This window comes from Streptococcus mitis (assembly GCF_003942695.1).
GTDB lineage: Bacteria > Bacillota > Bacilli > Lactobacillales > Streptococcaceae > Streptococcus > Streptococcus mitis_BD.
On the sequence record NZ_RJNU01000003.1, the window covers coordinates 1 to 17,274 of the forward strand.

The 17,274-nt window shown below is 41.6% G+C and carries 14 protein-coding genes; all 14 read left to right on the top strand.

Going from position 1 to position 17,274, the window contains the following annotated elements; genetic code table 11:
* Positions 1 to 1,328: LPXTG cell wall anchor domain-containing protein (locus tag D8852_RS10135; RefSeq protein ID WP_260467088.1), on the top strand; the 1,328-nt coding region annotated here is incomplete at its 5' end.
* Between the two features lie 458 nt (positions 1,329 to 1,786).
* Positions 1,787 to 3,745 (top strand): peptide ABC transporter substrate-binding protein, encoded by a 1,959-nt coding sequence (locus D8852_RS02840; RefSeq protein WP_125424545.1) that lies wholly within the window; start codon positions 1,787 to 1,789, stop codon positions 3,743 to 3,745.
* 145 nt (positions 3,746 to 3,890) lie between these two features.
* Positions 3,891 to 4,985 (top strand): cystathionine gamma-synthase, encoded by a 1,095-nt coding sequence (locus D8852_RS02845; RefSeq protein WP_125424546.1) that lies wholly within the window; start codon positions 3,891 to 3,893, stop codon positions 4,983 to 4,985.
* Positions 4,986 to 4,992: 7 nt separating this feature from the next.
* Positions 4,993 to 6,159 carry a MalY/PatB family protein gene (locus D8852_RS02850; RefSeq protein ID WP_125424547.1) on the top strand — a complete coding sequence of 389 codons (1,167 nt, stop codon included), beginning with the start codon at positions 4,993 to 4,995 and terminating at the stop codon, positions 6,157 to 6,159.
* A gap of 92 nt (positions 6,160 to 6,251) precedes the next feature.
* Positions 6,252 to 9,347 (top strand): DEAD/DEAH box helicase, encoded by a 3,096-nt coding sequence (locus D8852_RS02855; protein ID WP_125424548.1) that lies wholly within the window; start codon positions 6,252 to 6,254, stop codon positions 9,345 to 9,347.
* 47 nt (positions 9,348 to 9,394) lie between these two features.
* A complete protein-coding gene (locus D8852_RS02860) occupies positions 9,395 to 10,006 on the top strand; it encodes a cystathionine gamma-synthase (protein ID WP_125424549.1) in 612 nt (203 codons plus the stop codon).
* 11 nt (positions 10,007 to 10,017) lie between these two features.
* Complete coding sequence (gene murC, locus D8852_RS02865) at positions 10,018 to 11,352, top strand: UDP-N-acetylmuramate--L-alanine ligase (RefSeq protein WP_000048080.1); 1,335 nt, start codon at positions 10,018 to 10,020, stop codon at positions 11,350 to 11,352.
* Between the two features lie 9 nt (positions 11,353 to 11,361).
* Positions 11,362 to 11,829, top strand: coding sequence for a GNAT family N-acetyltransferase (locus D8852_RS02870; RefSeq protein WP_125424550.1), 468 nt, complete (start codon positions 11,362 to 11,364; stop codon positions 11,827 to 11,829).
* Positions 11,826 to 12,314 carry a GNAT family N-acetyltransferase gene (locus D8852_RS02875; RefSeq protein ID WP_125424551.1) on the top strand — a complete coding sequence of 163 codons (489 nt, stop codon included), beginning with the start codon at positions 11,826 to 11,828 and terminating at the stop codon, positions 12,312 to 12,314. Before D8852_RS02870 ends, D8852_RS02875 begins: the two co-directional genes overlap by 4 nt.
* 62 nt (positions 12,315 to 12,376) lie before the next feature.
* A complete protein-coding gene (gene mltG, locus D8852_RS02880; RefSeq protein WP_125424552.1) occupies positions 12,377 to 14,086 on the top strand; it encodes an endolytic transglycosylase MltG in 1,710 nt (569 codons plus the stop codon).
* 62 nt (positions 14,087 to 14,148) lie between these two features.
* Positions 14,149 to 14,631, top strand: coding sequence for a transcription elongation factor GreA (greA, locus tag D8852_RS02885; RefSeq protein WP_000818765.1), 483 nt, complete (start codon positions 14,149 to 14,151; stop codon positions 14,629 to 14,631).
* 76 nt (positions 14,632 to 14,707) lie between these two features.
* Positions 14,708 to 16,072 carry an amino acid permease gene (locus D8852_RS02890; protein WP_185755571.1) on the top strand — a complete coding sequence of 455 codons (1,365 nt, stop codon included), beginning with the start codon at positions 14,708 to 14,710 and terminating at the stop codon, positions 16,070 to 16,072.
* 97 nt (positions 16,073 to 16,169) lie between these two features.
* Positions 16,170 to 16,580: a GNAT family N-acetyltransferase gene (locus D8852_RS02895; RefSeq protein WP_125424553.1), complete on the top strand. Its 411-nt coding sequence runs from the start codon at positions 16,170 to 16,172 to the stop codon at positions 16,578 to 16,580.
* 59 nt (positions 16,581 to 16,639) lie between these two features.
* Positions 16,640 to 17,236 carry an HAD family hydrolase gene (locus D8852_RS02900; RefSeq protein ID WP_125424554.1) on the top strand — a complete coding sequence of 199 codons (597 nt, stop codon included), beginning with the start codon at positions 16,640 to 16,642 and terminating at the stop codon, positions 17,234 to 17,236.
* Positions 17,237 to 17,274: the final 38 nt, after the last annotated feature.

Consider the following 17,274-nt stretch of genomic DNA (forward strand, 5'->3'; position numbering starts at 1 on the left):
CACAATCAGCAAGCACAAGCTTGAGCAACAGCGTATCTGCATCAATCAGTGCATCTGAATCAGCAAGCACAAGCTTGAGCAACAGCGTGTCTGCTTCAATCAGTACTTCAGTATCAGCAAGCACAAGCTTGAGCAACAGCGTATCTGCATCAATCAGTGCTAGCCAATCAGCAAGCACAAGCTTGAGCAACAGCGTAAGTGCTTCAATCAGTGCTAGCCAATCAGCAAGCACAAGCTTGAGCAACAGCGTAAGTGCTTCAATCAGTGCTAGCCAATCAGCAAGCACAAGCTTGAGCAACAGCGTAAGTGCTTCAATCAGTGCTTCTGAATCAGCAAGCACAAGCTTGAGCAACAGCGTATCTGCATCAATCAGTGCTAGCCAATCAGCAAGCACAAGCTTGAGCAACAGCGTAAGTGCTTCAATCAGTGCATCTGAATCAGCAAGCAACAACTCAAGTAGTACTTCAGTTTCAACAAGTACTTCAGTAAGCTTGAGTAACAGCGTAAGTACATCTACATCACTTAGCAATAGCGTTTCAAGCAGTTTGAGTACAAGTGCGTCACAACAATCTAACTCATTCAGCTATAGTAAGGGTGAGCCAACAAGCGAATCTAAGCCAGAGTTTAACCTTCCTAGCTACCTTGAATCTGTAAGTGCAAGTGAGTCAGTTTCACTTAGCAAATCAGTAAGTGTGTCATTGAGCGATAGTACTTCAGCATCAATCAGCGCAAGTGAGTCAGTCTCAACAAGCGCAAGCTTGAGTGACAGCATTTCTGCCTCAATCAGTGCAAGCAACAACTCAGGTAGCGGTTCAGGTTCAGCAAGCACAAGCAATGGTTCAGCTAGCCAATCAGCTAGCGCATCAGTATCTGCAAGTCAAAGCACTTCAGCATCTGTATCAGCAAGCCAATCAGCTTCAGCTTCAATCAGTGCAAGCAACAACTCAGGTAGCGGTTCAGGTTCAACAAGTACAAGCAATGGTTCAGGCGATGCCTCAACTTCAGCAAGTACTTCAGCAAGCTTGAGCAACAGCGTATCCGCATCAATTAGTGCATCTGAATCAGCAAGCACAAGCTTGAGCAATAGCGCAAGTACCTCAGCTAGCTTGTCTGACAGTGCTTCAATCTCAAGTGCATTGAATCACTCACAAGCTCCTGCACAACAACCTGCTGGACCAGGACGTTCAAACGGTAGAAAACTTCCAAATACAGGAACTGTAAGTAACCAATTTGCTGGTCTTGGATTAGGAGTAGCTGCCTTGGCAACTGCCTCTCTTCTTGGCAAGAAGAAGAAATCAGCAGCTTCTGAAATGGATTTAGAAGACTAAGTCCCAAAAATCGACTAAAATGAAATTGTTGATATCATTTTAGCGATGAAAACAAGAACCCCGGATAGCTCAAGACTATCTGGGGTTTTTGGCTCTTTGTCAACTGTAGAGGGTGAGATCGAACTAAGTATGAGAGAGAATCAGATTGGTTCTCTCTTTTCTAACATTCAAAGTGACGAGAATTATCACTCTAAATGTTCTAAAGAACCTAATGATGTCTTATTGGTTATTAATCACCGTCAAAGAGAGTATCCAAATTACAAGATAGCTTTTAAAGTGCTTAGGAATAAGAGGTAAAAATATTACACCACTCATTGCATATACCTAACGAAATAGATAAAAATCTAAAATTTGTATAGAAAATAATATAATTTCGACCTTTTGTGACAGGAATTGCTTGACTAAATAAAACTAAAGCTGTATAATAAGGCAAATATCTAAAACAGGAGGTTCTGGAAATGAAAAAGTCTAAGGCCAAGTATCTGACACTGGCAGGTGTCGTGTTAAGCGCAGGTATCTTATTGAGCGCATGTGGGAACTCAGCAAGTTCATCTAAAACATATAACTATGTCTATTCTAGTGATCCATCTAGTTTGAACTATCTAGCAGAGAACCGTGCAACAACCAATGATATCGTTACCAATCTGGTAGATGGTTTGATGGAAAATGACCAATATGGTAACTATGTTCCATCTTTGGCAGAGGATTGGACCGTTTCCAAGGACGGTTTGACTTATACCTACAAACTTCGTAAAGATGCCAAGTGGTATACATACGAAGGTGAAGAATACGCACCTGTAACTGCTCAAGACTTTGTGACAGGTTTGAAATATGCGGCAGATAAAAAATCTGAAGCCTTATACTTGGTTCAAGACTCTGTAGCAGGTTTGGATGACTATATCAACGGTAAAACAACAGACTTTTCAACTGTCGGTGTGAAGGCGATTGATGACCAAACAGTTCAGTACACTTTGACACGACCAGAACCTTACTGGAACTCAAAAACTACGTCCACTATTCTCTTCCCTGTCAATGGCGATTTCTTGAAATCAAAAGGGGACGATTTTGGTAAGGTAGATCCTTCTAACATTTTGTACAATGGTCCTTTCTTGATGAAGTCCTTTGTTTCAAAATCCGTCATCGAATATAAGAAAAATCCGAATTACTGGGATGCTAAAAATGTCTTTGTGGACGATGTGAAATTGACCTACTATGATGGAAGTGACCAAGATGCCCTAGCACGTAACTTTACAGAAGGAGTATACAGCTACGCACGTCTCTATCCAAATAGCTCAAGTTTTGAAGGGATTAAAGAGAAGAATAAGGACAATATCATCTACAGCATGCAAGATGCCACTTCTTTCTACTTGAACTTTAACCTAGATAGAAAATCTTATAATTTCACTTCTAAAACGACTGACATCGAAAAGAAATCTACCCAAGAAGCAGTTCTGAATAAAAACTTCCGCCAAGCTATCAATTTTGCCTACAACCGTACGGCCTATGGGGCACAATCTCAAGGGGAAGACGGAGCAACGAAGATTATTCGTAACCTAGTTGTACCTCCTACATTTGTAAGTATCAACGGAAAAGACTTTGGTGATGTTGTTTCCGAAAAGATGGTCAACTATGGCCAAGAATGGCAAGGAATCAACTTTGCTGATGCTCAGGATCCTTACTACAATCCTGACAAGGCTAAAGCTAAGTTTGCGGAAGCTAAGAAAGAACTAGAAGCCAAGGGTGTTCAGTTCCCAATTCACTTGGATAAGACTGTTGAAATGACCAATAAGTCAGAAATTCAAGGAATTAGTTCAATGAAACAATCCATCGAATCTATTCTTGGAACTGAGAACGTGGTTATCGATATCCAACAACTGTCAACAGAGGATTATGATAGCTCTGGTTATTTAGCTCAGACAGCAGCCCAGAAGGATTTTGACCTTTACAATGGTGGTTGGAGTGCTGACTACTTAGATCCGTCAAGCTATCTTGATATTTTTAATGTTAATAGCGGAGGTATGTTGCAAAACTTTGGTTTAGAACCAGGTGAGGTCAATGACAAGGCTAAGGCAGTTGGACTTGATACCTATACTCAAATGTTGGAAGAAGCCAATAAAGAGCAAGATCCAGCAAAACGTTATGAAAAATATGCAGAAATTCAAGCTTGGCTCGTTGATAGCGCCCTTGCAATTCCAAACGTTTCCCTTGGTGGAACACCTAGCTTGAGAAAGACAGTTCCATTCTCAGCACCATTCTCACAAGCAGGAAATAAGGGTGTGGAATCATACAAGTACCTCAAGTTACAAGATAAGACTGTAACGGCTGATGAGTATGAAAAAGCTAAAGAAAAATGGCTGAAAGAAAAAGAAGAATCAAATAAAAAAGCCCAAGAAGAACTGGCAAAACACGTTAAATAACCAGTCTATTCAACAGGAAAAACGATAGTTTCTAAAGGAACTATCGTTTTTATATAGTTTGAAACTATAACTAGCTCTTGAAAACAAGAAAATAAGTTAGTGAAAATAAGTGGTACAATAGTTACTATAGATTTGGAGGTATTGTATGAGCAAAGAACTACACATCAACACAATTTTGGCCCAGGCGGGAATCAAGTCAGATAAGGCAACAGGTGCCTTGGTGACTCCACTTCATTTTTCAACAACTTATCAGCATCCAGAATTTGGCCAGTCTACTGGATTTGACTACACGCGCACTAAAAACCCAACTCGCAGTAAGGCGGAGGAAGTCTTGGCGGCAATCGAATCAGCAGATTATGCCCTAGCGACAAGTTCAGGAATGGCTGCGATTGTACTGGCCTTTAGTGTTTTTCCAGTAGGAAGTAAAGTCTTGGCTGTTCGTGACCTTTATGGAGGCTCTTTCCGTTGGTTCAACCAAGTGGAGCAAGAAGGCCGTTTCCATTTTACCTATGCCAATACAGAAGAAGAGCTAATTGCTGAGTTAGAGAAAGATGTGGATGTTCTCTATATCGAAACACCAACCAATCCCTTGATGTTGGAATTTGATATTGCAAAACTAGCCAAACTAGCTCATGCCAAGGGCGCCAAGGTTGTGGTGGACAATACCTTCTACAGCCCGATTTACCAACGCCCGATTGAAGATGATGCGGATATCGTTCTTCATTCAGCCACCAAGTATTTAGCAGGCCACAATGATGTCTTGGCTGGGGTGGTTGTGACTAATAGTTTAGAACTATATGAACAACTTTTCTATAATCTCAATACGACAGGTGCGGTCTTATCACCGTTTGATAGTTATCAGTTGATTCGTGGTCTTAAAACTCTATCTCTTCGTATGGAACGTTCCACAGCCAATGCCCAAGAAGTGGTTGCCTTTTTGAAGGATTCACCTGCTGTCAAGGAAGTGCTCTATACTGGACGTGGGGGTATGATTTCCTTTAAAGTAGTGGATGAAAAACGTATTCCTCATATTTTAAATAGCTTGAAGGTGTTCTCTTTTGCGGAAAGTTTGGGTGGGGTGGAGAGTCTTATCACCTATCCGACGACTCAAACCCATGCGGATATTCCAACAGAAGTGCGCCATTCCTATGGTTTAACAGATGACCTCTTGCGCTTGTCTATTGGGATTGAAGATGTTAGAGATTTGATTGCGGACTTGCGCCAAGCTTTGGAAGGATAAGACAGATATGGGAAAATATGATTTTACAAGCCTGCCCAATCGTTTTGGACACCATACCTATAAATGGAAAGAAGCGGAAGCTGATCGAGAAGTTCTACCAGCCTGGATAGCGGATATGGACTTTGTGGTTTTGCCTGAGGTTCGACAAGCTGTACAAGCCTACGCAGATCAGTTGGTCTATGGCTATACTTATGCAAGCGATGCTTTGATTGAGTCGGTTCAGGACTGGGAAGCCAGCCAACACGGTTATCACTTTGACAAGGATGCCCTCGTATTTATCGAAGGAGTGGTACCAGCTATTTCAACAGCCATTCAAGCCTTTACAAAAGAAGGAGAGGCTGTTCTGATTAACACACCTGTCTATCCACCTTTTGCTCGCAGTGTCAAGTTGAATAACCGTAGATTGATTACCAATTCTTTGGTGGAAAAGGATGGGCTGTTTGAGATTGACTTTGACCAACTTGAAAAGGATTTGGTAGAAGAGAATGTCAAACTTTATATTCTTTGCAATCCTCACAATCCTGGTGGACGTGTTTGGGAAAAGGAAGTGTTAGAAAAGATTGGTCATCTCTGCCAAAAACATGGTGTTTTGCTTGTTTCAGATGAGATTCACCAAGATTTGGCCCTCTTTGGTCACAAACACCAGTCATTCAACACCATTGATCCCGCCTTTAAAGACTTTGCCCTTATCCTGAGCAGTGCCACTAAGACCTTTAATATTGCTGGGACCAAGAATTCCTATGCAGTTATTGAAAATCCAAAGCTTCGTGTGGCTTTCCAAAAACGCCAGTTGGCCAATAACCAACATGAAATCTCAGGCTTGGGTTATTTGGCGACAGAAGCTGCCTACCGTTATGGCAAGGACTGGTTAGGAGAACTAAAAGAAGTCATAGAGGACCATATTAACTATGTAGTGGATGTTTTGGGCAATGAAACCAAGATTAAGGTCATGAAACCGCAAGGTACCTACTTGATCTGGCTTGATTTTTCAGCCTATGACCTAACGGATAATCGCTTGCAAGAGCTTTTGAAGAATGAAGCCAAGGTTATCTTGAACCGAGGTTTGGACTTTGGAGAGGAGGGAACTCTTCATGCCCGCCTCAATGTGGCTATGCCGAAGTCAGTACTGGAAGAGGTTTGCCAACGCATCGTGACCACTTTTGCTACACTTTAAAAATCCAGCCTTCTAGGAGAAAAGTCTTCCTAGAAGGCTATTTTCGTAGGGGAAAATGTGGTATAATGAAAAGATAAGATAAAGGGGTAACTATGGCTAAATTGATTCCGGGAAAGTTGCGCATGGAGGGTGTTACACTCTATGAAACAGGCGACATTGAGATTATCAAGGAAAAAGGAAATCGCCTCTATACTCGTGTGGCGGGAGAAGACTTGCGCTACAGTTTAGAGGATGATCTGGTTTTTTGTGCTTGCGATTTTTTCCAAAAAAGAAGTTACTGTGTTCACCTCGCAGCGCTCGAGCATTATCTGAAGAATGATGAAGAAGGCCAGGTGATTTTACAAGCCTTAGAAAAAGGACATGAAGAGCAAGAAGAGGTCGAAACCAAGGTTAGTTTTGGCGGTAGTTTTTTGGAGCGTATCCAACCTCAGAAGAGAGAGAAAATCTACACTTTGTCGTCTCAAGGCCAGGTGGAAGCTGGAACCAATCGCCTCCTTTGGACTCTCCGAATCGGTTTAGCTGATAGTCAAAAATATTATGTCATTCGTGACATCCCTCTCTTTTTGAAGGTCTTAGTCCATCGAAAGCCATATATGATTGGGAAGCACTATGAAAATGACTTGTCTTGGGATGCTTTTGATACAGCTAGTCAAGAAGTTCTTACTTTTTTATGTGGCTTAATTGAGGAGGGACTGAGTCAAGACCTCTTTTTCCCCAATCAAGGTCGTCACCTCTTTTTCCCTCTGACCTTTTTTGAGCAGGGAGTGGAGTTGCTGATGAACTTGGAAGATTTTCATTTCGAACATCAGATTACTAGTTATGAAAATCTTCTCTTTCATGATTTAGATCCAGATGCAGAGATTTTCTCTTTTTCCGTGCAGGAGTATCCCGATTATTTTGAGATGGAAATTTCTGAGACTGACCGAGTTAACGTATTCTATGGGGGAGCGGTTCTCTTTCGTAAGGGGAATCTTTATCTCTTAAATCCTAAACAAATCAGCCTCCTAAAGGAAATCAAGGAGCTTCCTCAGGAGGAAAGAGGGAGAAAATGCCTCCAGTTTGACAACAGTGATCGTGACCGTCTGGCTGCCTGTCTGCCTTTGTTTGGACAGCTGGGAACAGTGTCTGCCCCCGAGCGTTTGCAAATCAGACCCTTTTCACCAATCTTTTACTTTGATAGGGAGGATGACGGCCGCATCCGTTTGGATATCCAGTTTGACTATGGAGATGTTAAGGTGACTAGCCGTCAACAGCTGGAACAATTACCTTTTTCAAGCGATGCTGTCTTGGAAAATCAGCTATTTCAAGTCTGTTTAGGGGCTGGTTTTGAGGCTGATTTTCAGTCTTGGAGACAGGCTTTGAAGCCAGAGGCAGTTTATTCTTTCTTTCACCATACGATTCCGGCTTTTGAGAAATTGGGTCAGGTTTTCTTGTCTGATGAAATCAATCAGCTCTACAGTGTCCAAGCTCCTCAGGTTCAGATTGAGTCCAAGGGAGGATTATTGGAAATCCAATTTGATTTCCAAGGGATTGCCCAAGAAGAGATTGATCAAGCTCTTAAAGCCCTGACCGGCAATCAGGATTTCTATATCAGTTCTTCTGACCAAGTGTACTTTTTTGATGAGGAAACCAAGCAGATTCGTCAAAATTTGCAGGAACTGGGGGTTGAGCTAAAAGATGGTTATTTTCAGGCTCGGAAATCCCTAGCTTACAGTTTGTCTCAGTTGTTTGAAGGTCGAGACAGGATTTCCTTCTCGGAAGAATTTCGGCATTTAGCTCATGATTTGACCCATCCAGAGGATTTTCCTCTGGGAGATATACGGGTGCAGGCGAGTTTGAGAGACTATCAGGGAAAGGGTGTTCGTTGGCTCCAGATGCTTCATCACTATGGCTTTGGTGGCATTCTGGCGGATGATATGGGACTGGGAAAAACATTGCAAACCATCGCTTTTTTGACCAGTCAGGTGACAGAAGACAGTCGGGTCTTGATTTTAGCGCCGTCAGGTTTAATCTACAACTGGGCAGATGAATTCAGGAAATTTGCCCCACAGTTGGATTTGGCTGTCGTTCATGGTTTGAAAGCGAATCGAGAAGCGATTCTTTCTGAAAATCACCAAATCTATGTGACTAGCTATGCCACCTTTCGTCAAGACAGCGAGCTTTATCAAGAGATGGCTTTTGATTTTCTCTTCTTAGATGAAGCCCAGGTCATGAAAAATGCCCAGACCAAGATTGCTCAGAGTTTGCGCCAGTTTGTGGTGCCAGCAGTTTTTGCTTTGTCGGGTACGCCCATTGAAAACCATCTAGGAGAGTTGTGGTCTATCTTTCAAATTGTGCTTCCGGGGCTCTTGCCAAGTAAAAAGAAGTTTATGAAATTACCGGCTGACCGAGTCGCGCAGTTTATCAAGCCCTTCGTCATGAGGCGTAAGAAAGAAGAAGTCCTAACAGAACTGCCTGATCTGATCGAAGTCGTCTATAAAAATGAACTGGAAGACCAGCAGAAAGCCATCTATCTGGCCCAGTTGCAACAGATGCGAGACCGCCTAGCGCAAGTGACAGATCAAGAATTCCAGAGAAGTCGGGTAGAAATCTTATCTGGCCTCATGCGATTGCGCCAAATCTGCGATACTCCAGCCCTCTTTATGGACGATTACCAGGGAGCTAGTGGTAAATTGGATAGTCTCCGAGATTTATTACTACAAGTGGCTGATGGTGGGCATCGGGTCTTGATTTTCTCCCAGTTCAAAGGAATGTTGGAAAAAATCGAGAAAGAACTCCCAGACTTGGGCTTGACTTCCTTCAAAATCACAGGTTCAACTCCTGCTCATGACAGACAGGAGATGACCAAGGCCTTTAACCAAGGGGAGAGAGATGCCTTTCTCATATCCCTTAAGGCGGGTGGTGTTGGTCTCAATTTAACGGGAGCTGATACGGTTATTTTGGTTGACCTTTGGTGGAATCCCGCTGTCGAAGCCCAGGCTATCGGACGAGCCCACCGAATGGGACAGGAGCAGATGGTCGAGGTCTATCGTTTGATTACCAAGGGGACCATTGAAGAAAAAATCCAAGAACTTCAAGAACAAAAGAAACATTTGGTTTCCCAAGTTTTAGATGGTACGGAGTCGCGTGCGAGTCTCAGTCTGGCAGAAATTCGTGAAATTTTGGGAATTTCTGAAGCCAGCACTTGAAAAATCAAGACAATACGCTATAATGAAGTGTTGAAAGGAAATACAAAATGAAACAAGATCGATTTCCATTGGTGTCAGATGATGAGATTATGCTGACCAAAATGCCAGTCATGGACTTGTACGATGAGTCAGACTTTATTAGCAATATCAAAGGTGATTACCGCGATAAGAACTATTTGGAATGGTCTCCTATTAATGAAGAAGAAACCGTAGTTTCTCCAGTGATTAATAAGGAGTCAAAGCCAAGCCCAGAACCTAAAAAAGTTGAAAAAACCTATGCTGAATTAGCTCGAGAAGAGGCGCGTGCGGACTTGAAGAAGAAACGTTCAGCCAAGTATTTGACTCAGGATGTTAGTCATACTAGACGACACAATGGTTCAACACTTGTTCGTCAAGGAAACCAACCAACAGCACCATTTCAAAAGGAAAATCCAGGTGAGTTTGCCAAATTTAGTAAAAACTTGAGCCAGTCTCACTATATCTTAGCTGAGGAGGTTGACCAAGTGGCGAATCCAACTCCGAAAGTCCAAACGGAAAAAGCCAAAAAGAACAACTATGATTTTCTAAAGAAGAGTCAGATCTATAATAAAAAGAATAAGCAAACGGAACAGGAACGTCAGGTTGCCCAAGAGTTGAATCTGACAAGAATTACTGAGTAGGGGAGAAAAGCATGTCAAAAACATATCATTTTATTGGAATCAAGGGATCAGGGATGAGTGCCTTGGCCTTGATGTTGCACCAAATGGGACACAAGGTTCAAGGTTCAGACGTTGAAAAATATTACTTTACTCAACGTGGACTAGAGCAGGCAGGGATTGCCATTCTTCCTTTTGATGAAAAGAACCTACAAGGTGATGTGGAGATTATCGCGGGGAATGCCTTCCGTCCAGATAACAACGTTGAAATCGCCTATGCAGATCAAAATGGTATCAGCTACAAACGTTACCATGAATTCCTAGGTAGCTTTATGCGCGACTTTGTCAGCATGGGAGTAGCAGGAGCTCATGGAAAAACTTCAACAACAGGCATGTTGTCACACGTCTTGTCTCACATCACAGACACCAGCTTCTTGATTGGTGACGGGACAGGTCGTGGTTCAGCCAATGCCAAATATTTTGTCTTTGAATCAGACGAATATGAGCGCCATTTCATGCCTTACCACCCAGAATACTCTATCATCACCAACATCGACTTTGACCATCCAGACTACTTTACAAGTCTAGAGGACGTTTTCAATGCCTTTAACGACTATGCCAAACAAATTACCAAAGGTTTGTTTGTATATGGTGAAGATCCTGAGTTACGTAAGATCACAGCCAATGCGCCAATCTATTACTATGGGTTTGAAGCTGAGGGCAATGACTTTGTAGCTAGCGATCTTCTTCGTTCTACGACTGGTTCGACATTCACCGTTCATTTCCGTGGTCAAGAGTTGGGTCAATTCCACATTCCAACCTTTGGTCGTCACAATATCATGAATGCGACTGCTGTTATTGGCCTTCTTTACACAGCAGGTTTTGATTTGAACTTGGTCCGTGAACACTTGAAAACTTTTGCAGGTGTTAAGCGTCGTTTCACTGAAAAAATTGTCAATGATACAGTAATCATTGATGACTTTGCCCACCATCCAACAGAAATCATTGCAACCTTGGATGCAGCTCGTCAAAAATATCCAAGCAAGGAAATCGTGGCAATCTTCCAACCGCATACCTTTACAAGAACCATTGCCTTGTTGGACGAATTTGCCCATGCATTGAATCAAGCAGACGCCGTCTACCTAGCGCAAATCTATGGATCAGCTCGTGAAGTGGACCATGGTGATGTCAAAGTAGAAGACTTAGCCAATAAAATTAACAAGAAACACCAGGTTATTACTGTTGAAAATGTTTCTCCACTCCTAGACCATGACAATGCTGTTTACGTCTTTATGGGTGCTGGAGATATCCAAACCTATGAATATTCATTTGAACGTCTTTTGTCTAACTTGACAAGCAACGTCCAATAAGGAAAACAGATGGAAATTCCAATCACAATAAGGCAAGCCACCCTATCAGATTTAGAAGAAATGTTGGCGATTGAAGAAGCCAATCCTTCATCAGAAGAGTCACTTAGCCGCCAATCTTTAGAAGAGAGTATCCGCAAGACTGCGGGTACCTTTCTTGTAGCTGGGAATGAAAATCAGCTCGTGGGCTATGTTTTGGGAGAAGATCAGTCTATTCATCCCAAATGGATAGAAATAAAATCATTGATCATTCATCCTGACCATTGGGGACAGGGGCTGGGAACTCTTCTTCTTGCAGCCTTGAAACAGGTGACAGTCGAACTAGATTATCAAGGTATTCTTTTGCAGAGTACTGATGAGCTACTATCATATTTTGAAATGAATGGCTTTGTTGAGGAAGAAGTGACAGAGAGCCAATATGACAGTGGTCCTTGTTGGTATCTGACTTGGGTTAATCCTTTTTATCAGGAGGAAATATGAAAATCAGACAAGCAAGATTTTCGGATTTAGATCGGATTTTAGAGATAGAGCTGGAGAATTTCTCCCTTGAAGAAGCCATTCCTCGTTCGGTCTTTGAGGCCCATTTGCGGGAAATTCAGACCAGTTTTCTCGTAGCTGAAAAGGAGGGACGTATCCTTGGTTACATCGAAGGTCCGGTCGTCCCACATCGTCATCTACAAGATGAGTCCTTTACAGAAGAAATAAAAGACTATAGCCATCAACCTGGAGGTTATATTTCTGTGACCTGTCTCTCCATAGCTAAGGAAGCGCAAGCTTTGGGAGTGGGGAAAAAACTACTGACGGCTCTGAAAGAAGTCGCTTTAGAACATGAACGAGAAGGAATTAACCTGACCTGTCATGATTATCTTATCGCCTATTACGAAAAACATGGATTTGTTAATGAAGGACTATCCCAATCTACCTATGCAGGTGAGACTTGGTATAACATGGTTTGGAAGCCTTGAAAACAAGAAATATAGTTGGAGAAAGGTATATTTTGTTGCTTTTCTGCGACTTTTAAGATATAATGTTATGGATTGCCAACAAGGAGGTAAAGCTTTTGAGCGAGAAATCAAGAGAAGAAGAAACATTAAGCTTTAAAGAACAGATTTTACGCGATTTAGAGAGAGTCAGAGAGAGAGAAAGAAGAGGAAAAGAGGATGAAAGTCCAACTACCCCACCAACTCCATCTTCTCAAGTAACTCCACCTGCCCCTTCTGAACAAGAATCCAATCTTGCCACAGAAGATTTAATGGCAGATTCTCTGTCAACTGTGGATGAAATCCTAAAAAATGCCCCAAGTGTGCCACCACGCCCAAGTTTTGAATCAAGCGAAGTGACAGCACCAGCATCAGAACCAGAAGAGTCAAAACTAGAAGAGCCTGCACCAGCCAAGATTGATGCTGTAGAGCCTAAAAAGGAAGAGAAAGAGTTTAATACTACTCCAACTAAAGTGGCTGTTTCCTATAAAACAGATGACAAAAAAGAAGAATCGGTCCCTCCTGTTGTAGAGAATGTAGTACCTGCTCCAGTTGAGCAAGTTGATGATCTAGCGAATGCTCCACTACGCAGTCGTCGCGAAGGAACAAAGCCAGCTAAGAAAAAGAAGAAATCAAAAGCGAAAGGCTGCTTGCTAACTTTCTTAGTTCTCCTAGTGCTTGGAGGTATTGGTGGCTTCTTTGGTTATGGTTATGTTCAAGAATCTTTGAAACCAGTTGATGCGAGCTCTAAGGACTACGTAACGGTTCAAATCCCAGAAGGTTCAAATATTCAAGAAATTGGGAGCACTTTGGAAAAATCTGGTTTGGTTAAACATGGACTTATCTTTAGCCTTTATGCTAAATACTATAGTCATGCCAACTTGAAATCAGGTTATTACAACTTGAAGAAGAGTATGAGTACGGATGAGTTGATTCAAGAATTGGAAAAAGGTGGGACTCCTGAAGCTCAAGAACCATCTCTTGCAAGCCTGACAATTCCAGAAGGCTATACATTAGAGCAAATCGCTCAAACAGTAGGACAACTTCAAGGTGAATTTAAAGAACCTCTTACTGCGGACGCTTTCTTGGCAAAAGCTCAAGATGAGACCTTTATCTCACAATTAGTAGCCAAGTATCCAAACTTGCTTGGAAGTCTCCCAACAAAAGATAGTGGGGTTCGTTATCGCCTAGAAGGTTACCTTTTCCCAGCAACTTATACCATCAAAGAAAGCACTACAGTTGAAAGTTTGATTGATGAGATGGTTGCGGCTATGGACAAGGCTATGTCACCATATTACGCTACGATCAAAGAAAAGAATCTGACAGTTAATGAATTGCTCAGCATTGCCTCACTTGTCGAAAAAGAAGGTGCTAAGACGGAAGATCGCAAGAAGATCGCAGGTGTCTTCTATAACCGCTTAAACCTAGGTATGCCACTTCAGAGCAACATCGCTATCCTGTATGCCCAAGGCAAGCTTGGTCAAAAGATTAGCCTAGCTGATGACGCTGCAATTGATACAACGATTGATTCACCTTACAATGTCTACATACACCTTGGCCTCATGCCTGGACCGGTTGATAGCCCAAGTTCGGATGCGATTGAAGCAAGTGTAAACCAGACAAAGAGTGAGTACTTGTACTTTGTAGCCAATGTTGAAGACGGTAAAGTATACTTTGCGACAACAAAAGAAGAACATGATCAAAACGTTGCAGAGCATATCAATAGCAAGTTACCTCAAGCAAGTAGTTCAAACTAAAATTATGTGGTTTTCCACATAATTTTGTTTTAAAAAAGTAAATAGAATAGAAAGTTAAAAAAATGGCAGAAAAAACTTACCCAATGACCCTTGAAGAAAAGGAAAAACTAGAAAAAGAATTAGAGGAGTTGAAACTCGTTCGACGTCCCGAAGTCGTAGAGCGTATCAAGATTGCTCGTTCATATGGAGACCTTTCAGAAAATAGTGAGTATGAAGCAGCGAAAGATGAACAAGCTTTTGTTGAAGGACAAATTTCAAGTTTAGAAACAAAAATTCGCTATGCTGAAATTGTTAATAGCGATGCAGTTGCCCAAGATGAGGTAGCAATCGGTAAAACAGTAACAATCCAAGAAGTCGGTGAAGACGAAGAAGAGGTCTACATCATCGTCGGTTCTGCAGGTGCAGATGCTTTTGCTGGTAAAGTATCAAATGAAAGTCCGATTGGCCGTGCTTTGATTGGCAAGAAGACTGGTGATACTGCAACGATTGAAACACCAGTTGGTAGCTATGATGTCAAAATCTTAAAGGTTGAGAAAACAGCCTAAATAGGATGAAAAAGGAGTAGTGAAGGCCTTGCCTTGCTCAACTCCTTTTTGGTTTTTTGAATAAATAGGAGACTATATGAGTTCAAATAAGAAAAAAAATAAAATGGAGCGTGGCTTAACCAATCGCCACGTTCAGGTGATGGCCATTGCTGGGACAATCGGAACAGGACTTTTCCTAGGTGCTGGTCGTTCTATCAGCCTTACTGGACCTTCTATCATCCTGATTTACATGATTACAGGAGCCTTTATGTTTTTGATGATGAGGGCTGTTGGGGAGATGCTATATCAGGACCCAGAACAACATACTTTTATCAACTTTATCACCCGTCATTTGGGGAAAGGCTGGGGGTATTTCTCGGTTTGGTCTTATTGGTTGTCTGTTGTCTTTATCGGTATGGCAGAAATCACCGCGATTTCGCATTATGTTCAGTTTTGGTTCCCTAGCTGGCCTAGTTGGTTGATTCAGATTGTTTTTTTAACGATTTTGGCCTTGGTCAATCTGATTGCGGTTAAGCTCTTTGGGGAAGTCGAGTTTTGGTTTGCTATGGTTAAGATTGTGGCTATTTTAGCTATGATTGCTACGGGAGCTTTTATGGTTTTAACTGGATTTGAGACGCCACATGGGGCTGCAAGTTTGGCAAATATCAGCAATCAATTCTCTCTTTTCCCAAATGGAGTCATGAACTTTGTCATGGCCTTTCAAATGGTATTTTTTGCCTATCTGATGATTGAGTTTATCGGGGTGACAACTTCTGAAACGAAGAATCCTCGTCAGGTTTTGCCAAAAGCAGTTAAAGAAATTCCTCTTCGAATTGTCTTCTTCTATGGTGGAGCTCTATTAGCCATTATGTCTATCATTCCTTGGAGAGAACTTGCTTCTTCAGATTCACCATTTGTAACGGTTTTTGAGCTAGCAGGTATCAAGTGGGCAGCAGCCTTGATTAACTTTGTTGTCTTGACCTCAGCAGCGTCTGCTCTTAACTCAACCCTTTATTCAACAGGTCGTCATTTGTACCAGATTGCCCATGATTCGCCAAATCGCTTTCTCAAAGCAATTAAGGCAGATACACTTTCTCGCCACAATGTGCCACAAAATGCCATCATTGCCTCAGCGGTTCTGATTGCCCTAGCAGCTTTTATCAATGTCTTGCCAGGTGTTTCAGATGCCTTTGCCTTGATTACGGCATCATCATCAGGTGTTTATATTGCTATTTATATCTTGATTATGGTGGCTCACCTTAAGTATCGCAAGTCACAGGACTTTATGGCGGATGGCTACCTCATGCCCCATTATCGTTTCTTAAATCCTTTAACCATGCTCTTCTTTATCTTTGTCTTTGTAACCCTCTTTTTACAAGAATCTACCTTCATGGGAGCAATTGGTTCTGCTATCTGGATTATCGGTTTCGGAATTTATAGTCAGTGGAAATTTAGAAAATAAATCATGAACTCATCAACTCTGCTTGATGAGTTTTTTAGTTTGACAGTCTATTGAAATAGGATTATAATCAAGCTGTAATCGTTTTTAGGAGGTTTGGATGCACGTTAGATTAGAAAATAAGGAATCTCATAAAGCGCAAGAAATAGGGAATTTGATTCGTGCTTATAACCGTTCCAAAAGAGAAGAGGCTGAAAGTAAGCCACTGAACCTTTATATCGAAGACGAAAAGGGCAATCTCATGGCAGGCTTAGTAGCAGAGACTTTTGGAAATTGGTTGGAAATTGAATATTTATTTGTGAAAGAGGAATTGCGAGGGCAGGGAATCGGTTCAAAACTATTGCAGCGAGCTGAAAATGAAGCTAAGAATCGAAACTGCCGTTTTGCTTTTGTCAACACTTACCAGTTTCAAGCGCCAGATTTTTATAAAAGGCATGGCTACAAGGAAGTTTTTGCTTTGAAAGACTATCCCTACACAGGGCAAAGATTTTATTACCAAAAGGATTTGTAAGGTGAAAATGGAGAAATATAATAGAGAGTAATTCTTCACATAACCAAGGAGGTGGGCTAATGGACATCATACTAGATATGGGCAACGTCTTATTAGAATGGAACAAGGATAAGATTTTACAAGACGTTTCGGAGATGAAGAAAGATTATCTGATTTTAGATAAGACCATTTTTCAGTCGGGGCTTTGGGAAAAATTAGATCTTGGGACTATGTCTAGAGAAGAATTGGTGCTTAAAGTTGTGTCGATGATTGGAAGTACCTATCAAAAGAAGGTCGAAGAAGTTATCTGGAACTGGCCTAGCTACATTGATATTTATACGGAAGTATTCCTTGTTTTGTCAGAACTAAAGATAAAGGGGCATCGCATCTTTGTCTTGTCCAATACCTCAAAGGTATTTTATGACTTGCTGGATGAGCAATTATCTCCCTTAAAGGAGCTTTTAGATGGTTTTGTCCTATCCTGTGATATAAAAGCTATAAAGCCTGATTTGGCAATGTTTAAGGAGATTCTTGACAAATACCAGCTAGATCCTACACACTGTGTCTTTCTAGACGATATTGAGGACAATACAATCGCAGCTGAGAAATTGGGAATCAAGGCCTATCAGGTCAAGAAAAGAAGTGATGTCGTCGATATTTTGAAATCCTATATTTAAAGGTAACACTCTCTATTTTCTGTGGTAGAGAGTTTTTT